Source organism: Bacillus sp. LL01 (genome assembly GCF_001037965.1).
Genome location: NZ_LFEL01000144.1, coordinates 1 through 4783, shown reverse-complemented (window position 1 = coordinate 4783; position 4783 = coordinate 1). Strand labels below are relative to the sequence as shown.

Sequence of the window (4783 nt, the reverse complement as noted above, 5' to 3'; positions counted from 1 at the left end):
ACCGTAATTGTGATATTATGTTGAATGGCTTCTTGTAAGGCGTGGGGGGCTGTGTAGCCTAAAACAAGGATAGGAACATCAATCCCTGCTTCACGTAGCTCGATGGCTTCATCTAAGATCGCAACGCCTAAATAAGTCGCCCCACCACGTAAGGCTGCTTTTGCAGCAGCGACTGCACCATGGCCATACCCATCACCTTTAACAACCGCCATTAATCTGCACTCAGGCGTTTGTAAGGAGGCTTTAAACGACGTTGCATTTTCTTCTATGGCACGTAATGAAATATCTGCATATGTATGTCTGAAACTGCTCGTCTTCATCTGACAAACTCCTTTAAATTCTTCTTTTCTTTTAATAGACCCCCTCAGTCAGGAGRCCGAGGGGGTATGTTTATATCTATATTATAGTACTTTCTTATGCTTGAACAGGTGTTTTACTAAGTGCATCCACAACAGACACTAATTCATAGCCAAGGTCACGTGCAACAGCRTTGTAAGTAACATCACCGTTTGCAACGTTAACACCTAGTGCTAATGCAGGGTTCTCAGCTACAGCTTTTTCAACGCCTTTGTTAGCAATTTGCAATGCGTAAGGCATTGTTACATTCGTCAAGCCGATTGTTGAAGTACGTGAAACTGCTCCAGGCATGTTCGCTACTGCATAGTGTACGACACCGTGCTTCGTGTATGTTGGGTTATCGTGAGTTGTGATTTGGTCAACTGTTTCGATAATACCACCTTGGTCAATTGCCACATCAACAACAACAGAACCAGGGGACATAGATTTGATCATTTCTTCTGTAACAAGCTTAGGTGCTTTTGCTCCAGGAATTAATACAGCCCCAATGACTAGGTCTGATTCCTTTACAGCTTCAGCGATGTTAAGTGGGTTAGACATAAGAGTTTGGATGTCGTTACCGAATTGATCATCAAGTTGACGAAGACGATCTGCACTTAAGTCGATAAGAGTTACATCAGCTCCCAGACCAACTGCAATCTTCGCAGCGTTTGTACCAACAACACCACCACCGATGATTGTTACTTTTCCACGCTTCACACCAGGTACGCCTGATAGAAGAATTCCTTTTCCGCCTTTAGATTTCTCAAGGAATTGTGCACCAATTTGAGAAGCCATACGGCCAGCAACTTCACTCATAGGAGTAAGTAGTGGAAGTGTACGATTTACTTCAACTGTTTCATAAGCGATGGCAATCACACCACTATCTACTAGTGCTTTAGCAAGTTCAGGCTCTGCTGCTAAGTGTAGGTATGTGAATAGGATTAATCCTTTACGGAAGTAGCCATATTCAGAGCTAAGTGGTTCTTTAACTTTCATGACCATTTCAGCTTTTGCCCATACATCTTTCGCTGCTGGGATAATTGTAGCTCCTGCTGCTGTGTAATCAGTATCTTCAAATCCACTACCAATTCCAGCACCTTGCTCAATTAAGATCTCATGGCCACTTTTAGTTAATGCAACAACACCAGCTGGCGTAATTGCAACACGGTTTTCGTTATTTTTAATTTCCTTTGGAATACCAATAATCATGTTTGTCGTCCTCCTAAAACGGATGTTTGTTATATCGTTAGTATAAATCCACAAAAGGAGGAACGCATTGTGTGTAAAATTGAAAATGTAAACGTTTTTTTGTTTAATTTAACAAATCGTCTTAATCGTTTGTTAGCGTCAGCGAAAAAGTTTCATATCTAAATATAAGCCTAGCTTTTGCACCGGGTCCTTTAATTGGATATTAGCAATCTCTTGAATACGTTTTAGTCGGTAATTTAACGTGTTCACATGGCAATGTAGCTCCTTGGCTGCTTCATTCATGTTCCCGTCTTTATTAAGAATCACATCTAACGTCTCTAATAAGTTAGTACGATGCTCAAGGTCATAAGTTTCGAGCTTTCTTATAGCAGGGTTGATGGTAATATCTTTGGCTTGCTCAGCTTGTTGAAAAATATCTATATAGCGAAAGATGCCAAGCTCGTGATAAAAGGTAGCTGATTTTAACTCCTGATCAAAGCTCTGCTTTAGAGAAATCACCTTTATCGCTTCATCATAACTTCTTTTAATCCATTCATAATTTTCATACGCATACCCACATCCTGACCAAATCTGAGAAATACCAAAACGTTCCCTTATTTGCGTTTTAAATGTTTCGATGAAGTCTTTGGTCTCTTTCACAAAGTCATTTTGAATGTGTGAGGAGATCAGGAATACGACTTGGTTTTCGTCTAGTGTTTGAATGAGAATATTGATCTTTTGAGTTGTTTTGGCTACATATACTAGCTTTTTATAAAGTTCATCGCTCATAACATCAAAGCTGAACAAAATGACAGCAAGTGGTTTTTGAGGATTTATCCCAATTTTAGAGAGTTGTTCTGCGATCACTTGATGATTTCTTGCATCACCTGTGATCATTTGCCACAGCAATTCTTGATGATTCTTTTCTTTCTTTTTCTTTTGCATATTTAATTGTAGAAGTTGATTTTTAGCTTTACTAGCAGCAAGCTTTAAGTCAGCAAGATCTTCCTTTGTAAGGGTGCGCCCCACTTCAAGTACCCAAATATATCCGAGCACTTCATTGTTTTTACGGATAGAGACCGCGACACGATTACCAAGGCCAATATCGTGAATTTGTGGAATGACGAGTGGTTCGTCGCTTTGGTTAAGGGTAGGGATTACGCCTTCCTTCCAAAAACGATTAATCACTTTCTCGGGTACGCGTCTGCCAATAATCGTGGAAATCCTAGCAGCATCTGTACCATCATCATGTGAACTGTATGCGAGTAAATGATGATTAGAATCCTCAATCGTTACCGGACATTGCAGGCGTTCACTAATCGCGTCAACAAATTCTTCTAACGAGTCAAATTGTCGATTAAATGATTGGTGATTTTTGTCGGTCATAGGAAAACTCCTTATCTATAGTTAGGAAAATAGTCGTCAGTATTTTGTCGAAAATCACAAGTGAAGCGTTTTCAGTTTGTGTGCTCTCACAAACAAAAGCTTGCATTGCCATGTTAGAATAACATATACATTCTTATTATAATATATGAAAGCGTTATCTGTGGGGAGTGAAAGTTATGGACATCTTAGACATACTAGGAAAGATTAATAACGTATTATGGGGGCCTCCTAGTTTAATCTTATTATTTGGGACAGGCTTATTTTTAACCATCGCTTTAAAAGGGTTACAATTCCGTCGTCTCATTTATGCATTTAAGATTGGCTTTGGTAAAGAAGATAGTAAAGATGCAGCTGCTGAAGGGGATGTAAGTCATTTTAAAGCCTTGATGACAGCGCTTGCGGCTACAATTGGAAATGGTAATATTGCCGGGGTAGCTACAGCCATTACACTAGGTGGACCTGGAGCAATCTTTTGGATGTGGATTGTTGGTTTACTAGGTATGGCGACGAAATACGGCGAGGCATTACTTGCGGTTAAATATCGTGTCAAGAATGATAATGGCGAGTATTCGAGTGGACCAATGTATTACATCGAGCGAGGGCTCGGTCGGAAGTTCAAATGGTTAGCCATTGCGTTTGCGGTATTCGGTGCATTTGCCGCTTTAGGAATCGGAAACAGTGTACAATCTAATACCATTGCTGATGTAACGAGCAGCAGTTTCGGTATGGCTAATTGGGTAACTGGTTTAATTTTAATTGTACTCGTAAGTGTTATTATTTTTGGTGGAATTCAACGTATTAGTACAGTTGCTAGTTTCTTTGTGCCAATCATGGCTTTCCTTTATATGGGCGGTGCAACCTTAATTCTTATTTTAAATTATGATATGATCATTCCTGCTTTTGAACTAATTTTTTATTATGCCTTTAATCCTGTTGCTGCAGCTGGTGGTTTCCTTGGAGTAGTCGTATCTGAAGCAATTCGTAATGGGGTTGCTCGTGGTATCTTCTCTAATGAAGCAGGTCTTGGTACAGCAGCATTAATTGCAGGTAATGCACGTGCTGATCACCCAGTTAAACAAGCGCTTGTAGCCATGACTGGTACATTTATTGTAACAATCATTGTTTGTACGATGACTGGTCTGACCCTTCTTATTACAGGCTTCTGGGATCCTTCTGGTGGCGTACTTTCAGGTGTCACTCATGATCCGTCTCTTGAAGGTGGGGCATTAACAAGTGCAGCATTTGGTTCAGTTCTTGGTGCTGTAGGAGAATACATTGTCGCGTTCTCTGTTATTTTCTTCGGTTTCTCAACGATTGTTGGTTGGTATGTATACGGGGAAAAATGTTTTGAGTATCTTGCTGGGTCAAGAGGAATTGCAGGATACCGTCTTGTTTATATCGCAGCTTGTGGTGTTGGTACAGTGGCAAACCTTGCAACTGTATGGGCTTTTGCGGATATGGCGAATGCCTTAATGATGATTCCAAACTTAATTGCTTTGTTATTACTGTGGAAAGTCATTGTGGCTGAAACGAATGATTACTTTAATAATTTCTACGAAGCTGCTAAAGCAGGTTCAGTGAAAAAAGCAAGCTAATACTTTTATTGGGAGGCTCTGTCGAGTAGACAGGGCCCTTTTTTGTTGGAGGTAGTGGTGGGTAAGCTAGACAAGGACATACAAATATATTATTATCATTATATATAATGATAATAATGAAGTGGAGGGTACGATGTGTCCCGAAAAAAGGCTGAGATCATGCTCCATCCAATCCGAATGAGAATTATTCAAGAGCTTCTTAAAACACCAAACCAAACGGTGCAACATCTGATCGGTCATCTTGAGGATGTGCCGCAAGCAACCATGTATCGTCA

General features: G+C 40.2%; 4 protein-coding genes. 1 reads left to right on the top strand and 3 read right to left on the bottom strand.

The annotated features are described in order from the left end of the window. From AB685_RS26570 to AB685_RS26560, 3 genes are all read right to left on the bottom strand, one after another. The coding region (locus AB685_RS26570) for an alanine racemase (protein WP_047973602.1) at positions 1 to 320 on the bottom strand (320 nt) is incomplete at its 3' end. 94 nt (positions 321 to 414) lie between these two features. Then, the gene (gene ald, locus AB685_RS26565) at positions 415 to 1548 is read right to left on the bottom strand and encodes an alanine dehydrogenase (protein ID WP_047973601.1); all 1134 of its coding nucleotides are present in this window, start codon (positions 1546 to 1548) and stop codon (positions 415 to 417) included. Positions 1549 to 1686: 138 nt separating this feature from the next. Then, entirely contained in the window at positions 1687 to 2913 is a 1227-nt protein-coding gene (locus AB685_RS26560) for a helix-turn-helix domain-containing protein (RefSeq protein WP_047973600.1), read from the bottom strand. A 176-nt stretch (positions 2914 to 3089) separates the two neighbouring features. Between AB685_RS26560 and AB685_RS26555 the strand changes: the two genes are divergently transcribed. Next, complete coding sequence (locus tag AB685_RS26555) at positions 3090 to 4508, top strand: sodium:alanine symporter family protein (protein ID WP_047973599.1); 1419 nt, start codon at positions 3090 to 3092, stop codon at positions 4506 to 4508. The last annotated feature ends 275 nt before the right edge of the window (positions 4509 to 4783 follow it).